At 54.9% G+C, this 4,938-nt stretch carries 3 protein-coding genes; all 3 read left to right on the top strand.

The features are described from left to right. Positions 1-32 precede the first annotated feature (32 nt). The 3 genes from ACQG2Q_RS26545 (at position 33) to ACQG2Q_RS26535 (ending at position 3,962) form a co-directional block, all read left to right on the top strand. Positions 33-356, top strand: coding sequence for a MobC family plasmid mobilization relaxosome protein (locus ACQG2Q_RS26545; RefSeq protein WP_007899679.1), 324 nt, complete (start codon positions 33-35; stop codon positions 354-356). Further along, positions 346-1,851, top strand: a complete 1,506-nt coding sequence (gene mbeA, locus ACQG2Q_RS26540; RefSeq protein ID WP_007899683.1) for a plasmid mobilization relaxase MbeA — start codon at positions 346-348, stop codon at positions 1,849-1,851. Before ACQG2Q_RS26545 ends, mbeA begins: the two co-directional genes overlap by 11 nt. An 806-nt stretch (positions 1,852-2,657) precedes the next feature. Then, positions 2,658-3,962 carry a methyl-accepting chemotaxis protein gene (locus ACQG2Q_RS26535; protein ID WP_007899670.1) on the top strand — a complete coding sequence of 435 codons (1,305 nt, stop codon included), beginning with the start codon at positions 2,658-2,660 and terminating at the stop codon, positions 3,960-3,962. Positions 3,963-4,938 lie beyond the last annotated feature (976 nt).

Below are 4,938 nucleotides of genomic sequence, written 5' to 3'. Positions count from 1 at the left end.
AGGAGACTGTTTTGTCAGAGAAACGGAACAAGATGCTCACCATGTGGGTGACGGAGGATGAGCACAGGCGGCTACTTGAGCGCTGCGACGGCAGGCAGCTGGCGGCGTGGATGCGGCAGACCTGCCTGGACGAAAAGCCGGCTCGTACCGCAAAACTTCCTTCGATCTCGCCGGCGCTGCTGCGCCAGCTTGCCGGTATGGGCAACAACCTGAACCAGATAGCCCGCCGTGTTAACGCCGGCGTCGGTACCGGTCATGACCGGGTGCAGATTGTGGCGGCGCTGATGGCCATCGATGCCGGGCTTGAGCGGCTGCGGCACGCCGTTCTTGAGAAAGGAACGGACGATGATCGTTAAATTTCATCCACGCGGTCGCGGCGGTGGCGCCGGGCCGGTGGACTATCTGCTGGGTAAAGACCGGCAGCGTGAAGGCGCCAGCGTCCTGCAGGGGAAGCCGGAAGAAGTCCGGGAGCTGATCGACGCGTCGCCTTACGTGAAGAAATACACCTCCGGCGTCCTGTCGTTTGCGGAGGCCGATCTGCCTCCCGGCCAGCGGGAAAAACTGATGGCCAGCTTCGAGCGGGTTCTGATGCCCGGACTTGATAAAGATCAGTACAGCATTCTGTGGGTGGAGCACGAGGACAAGGGGCGTCTGGAGCTGAACTTTCTGATCCCCAATACCGAGCTGCTGACCGGCAGGCGGCTCCAGCCGTACTACGACCGCGCCGACCGGCCGCGTATCGATGCCTGGCAGACCATCGTGAACGGCAGACTGGGGCTGCACGATCCGAACGCGCCGGAAAACCGCCGGGCGCTGGTCACGCCGGCCGGACTGCCGAAAACGAAGCAGGAAGCCGCAGAAGCCATCACCCGTGGACTGCTGAGCTTAGCCTCGTCCGGGGAGCTGAAAAGCCGTCAGGACGTCACTGAGGCTCTTGAAGGTGCAGGTTTTGAGGTGGTGCGTACAACGAAAAGCAGTATCAGCATTGCCGACCCTGACGGGGGGCGAAACATCCGACTGAAGGGAGCCATCTATGAGCAGTCTTTTAACGCTGGCGAAGGACTTAGAGCAGCAATCGAAAGCGCAGCAGAAGAGTACCGGCGAGATGCTGAAAGCCGCATTCAGCGAGCACGAGCAGTCTGTCAGAGCGGAACTGAACGCAAGCGCGAGGAGAATCAGCGACGCCATCAGCGCCCACGAGCAGAGTATGAGCGAGGCGATGGAGAAAAACCGGCGGAGCGTGTTGCTGACGGCCGGGAGGACATGGCTCACCATCCTGATGGTGTCAGCGCTGCTGATCGCCACGAGCGGGAGCATTCTGTGGTGGCAGGGACGGCAGATAACCGACAATTACACACATCTTCGTCAGCAGGAAGATACCCTGGCGAAAATGACCGCCCGGACGTGGGGAGTACGCTATCAGGAGAGCAACGACGGCCGGAGGTTCCTTATCCTGCCGCCGGGGATGCAAGCCGAAGCCATCCCCTACGACGGGACGACCTGGATCCGCCTGAAACAGGAGTAGCGGAAAATGACAGAGCTGGAAAAGCAGTTGCTGAGCGCATTAGAGCAGCTACAGCAGGACTACTCGCAAAGGCTGGACGAATGGGAGAGCGCCTTCGCGGAATGGCGGAGCATGTGTGGACTTATGCAACGGGAGAACGCGGTGCTGAACGAGCGCGTGTCGGACTTGAGCACGCAGGTGCTGAGTTTAAGCGAGCAGCTGCGCCGCTTGTCCGGGAACTGAATGCCATCGAGGAGAAGGCTGCACTGGAGTATCAGCGTCAGAACGAGCTGGAGCTGACGCTCCGACAGAAGCAGAAGAGTTTCGATGGTCCGAAGATGAGGTGACAGCCCGCACGAAGAAGGGCTCATCGCGTTCCTGCTAAATAGGCTGACTACCGGAATGGTAGTGACTTATCCCGGAGGAAGTGATGAAAATTCTCAACGTTATTGAAGCCCTGCTGAACTGTTTTTACCTGGTGATGGAGCTGTGTGAGTTGCCGGAGAGGCATTTGCCGGTTTTTAAGGCGTTCGCGCTGATTTTAGTGTGACTTTACGCTGCATGCATCTGGCTGCATGACTATGCATCAGTGTAATATCCAGCGGCTGCGTTTTTGGTGTTTTTTCGTCATGTCTGTCGCCACTTTCTCGCGTCTGGCACCGGAAACGCAGCCAACCCCGTTTCTGCGGTGCGGGCAAGGGGTGTTATGTTAAAAGCCGAGGTCTGCCGGATACGGAAAAAATTATGCCGGCCGGGCTTATGCCCGCGGCAATCCGGCCGATACTTAAATTATCCTTCACAAAGGATGTGCTGCGATCCAGGCAGTTGAGTGTTTTCCGGCTCCCGGATGTGAGCCATTTTTTTGCCTTCTGATGCCTGTTAATGCATGCGGAGCTGCGCTGGTTCTTCCAAGATTGATAGACGCCAGCTTCTCTGCTGGAGCCGGCGGATTTGCCGTAAATATGAACATTTTCTTATTGTTCAGCCCGCTAAAGATGGCGGGTTTTTTACGCGTGAAATCCGGAGCCGGACATCATGCCGGCATGGCTGAAGAGCGGGCTTTTTCCCGCCCTGTCGCAGTAATATATAACGCTACATAAGGAGTAGCCGATAACCATGGCAGTACTTACATTATCCGGGCAATCTGATTCATATGTTTTCACTTAAAAATATGTTCTCCCTGAACCTCCAGCGATCAGCCATTTCGTATGACGCAATTTGTCAGAATAAGCCTGTCATTGAGTTCAGTCCGGAGGGGGTGATAAATAAAGCCAGCCCGCTTTTTCTCTCCACTATGGGGTACAGGGCTGATGAAATAATCGGTCACCACCATCGTATATTCTGCCCGCCCTCGCTGGTAAGTTCACCGGAATACAGCCAGTTCTGGCAGCGCCTTGCCAGGGGAGAAAGCTTTAGTGGCAAGTACCTGCGGCTGGCAAAGGGAAATCGTTCCGTATGGCTTGAAGCCAGTTATATCCCCGTTTCTGACAGGCGCGGCCGTGTTATCAGAGTCATTAAAATTGCTGCCGATATTTCTGAGCGCGTGCATTCTGCTCTTGAGCAGGAAGCAGTCGTAAATGCCATAAACCGTTCTATGGCCATCATCACCTTCAATCCTGAAGGGATCGTGCTTGAAGCAAATGAAAATTTCGTCAATGCCACTGGCTATAAGCGGGATGAAATCATAGGTAAGCATCATCGTCTGTTCTGTGCCGAGACGCTTTACAAAAGTGATGAATACCGACATTTCTGGGAGAGTCTGAATCAAGGTGAGTTTTTTTCTGGTCTGTTTCCACGCCTTAACCGTCAGGGAGACCCTCTGTGGTTCCGTGCAACTTATAACCCTGTCTTTAACAGTGATGGGCAGCTTTATAAAATTGTGAAATTCGCTACAGATGTTACGGCTGATGTCCTGCGAAACCAGAGAGAGCAAGAGGCTGCTGTGCATGCATGGGATATGGCCGTGCAGACCCGAGAAAGTGCGCAGAACGGTGCCAATGTTATTGAAAATAGCATCCTTATGATTGACAGAATTGCGCAGGGGATGGGGGCTGTCTCCACCGATATCTCACGGCTCAACAATCAGTCTGAAAGTATTGACGATATGGTGGAAACCATCCGGAAGTTTGCCATGCAGACAAGACTTATTGCACTGAATGCCGCGATTGAAGCAGCAAGGGCTGGCGCATCCGGAAGAAGTTTTGCGGTTGTTGCCGCAGAAGTGCGTAATCTTGCGGCGAGCGTCAGTAGCGCGACTGAAGAAATTGAGCAAGTCGTGGCCAGCAATAGTCAACTGGCCAAGGATGTTCTCTGTGGCATTGAAAACAGCCTGATGAACACTCGGGAAGGGGTTACACTCATGCGCGAAGCGGGTGAAGTTATGACCAGCATTCAGAGGAATGCTGCAGGGGTTGAGACTGCGGTTAAGGATGTCGCCATTTCAGTTAAAGCCGGATAGGCCATGGTGCATATCCCCATATCTGTCGAACATCACAGATGATCTTCTTGAGATCCTTTCCGTTGCGTCGTAATCTCTTGCTCTGAAAACGAAAAAACCACCCGGCAAGGTGGCTTTTTCGAAGGTTCGCAAGAGTTGACGCTCTTTTGAACCGCGGTAACTGGCTTGGAGGAGCACAGTCACCAAAACTGTCCTTTCAGTGTAGCCTTATCGCACCCGAAACTTCAAGACTCTCCTCCTCTAAACCTGTTACCAGTGGCTGCTGCCAGTGGCGCTTTGTCGTGTTTTTCCGGATTGGACTCAAGTTGATAGTTACCGGATAAGGCGCAGCGGTCGGACTGAACGGGGGGTTCGTGCATACAGTCCAGCTTGGAGCGAACTGCCTTCCCGGAACTGAGTGTCAGGCGTGGAATGAGACAAACGCGGCCATAACAGCGGAATGACACCGGTAAACCGAAAGGCAGGAACAGGAGAGCGCACGAGGGAGCCACCAGGGGGAAACGCCTGGTATCTTTATAGTCCTGTCGGGTTTCGCCACCACTGATTTGAGCGTCAGATTTCGTGATGCTTGTCAGGGGGGCGGAGCCTATGGAAAAACGGCTTCGCCGCGGCCTTATCGCTTCCCTGTTAAGCTTCTTTCTGGCATCTCCCAGGAAATTTCCGCCCCGCCTGTAAGCCGGTACCGCTCGCCGCAGCCGAACGACCGAGCGTAGCGAGTCAGTGAGCGAGGAAGCGGAATATATCCTGTATCGCATATTCTGCTGACGCTCCGCTGCTGCATTTTTCTCCTGCCACATGAAGCACTTCACTGATATTCGCATCCGTGCCAACATAGTAAGCCAGTATACACTCCGCTAGCGCTACGTGACTGGTTCAGGGCTGCGCCCCGAAACCCGCTAACAGCCACTGACGCGCCTGCGGCTTGTCCAACCCCGCGCCGACCGGGAAAGGTTTTCCCGCCCGTCCCGGGGTTATC

Origin of the sequence: Enterobacter cloacae complex sp. 370H10, from assembly GCF_050031535.1 — a bacterium.
GTDB classification, from domain to species: domain Bacteria; phylum Pseudomonadota; class Gammaproteobacteria; order Enterobacterales; family Enterobacteriaceae; genus Enterobacter; species Enterobacter intestinihominis.
Note: the sequence above shows the minus strand (reverse complement) of the source record. Positions and strands in the feature narration are given on the sequence as shown.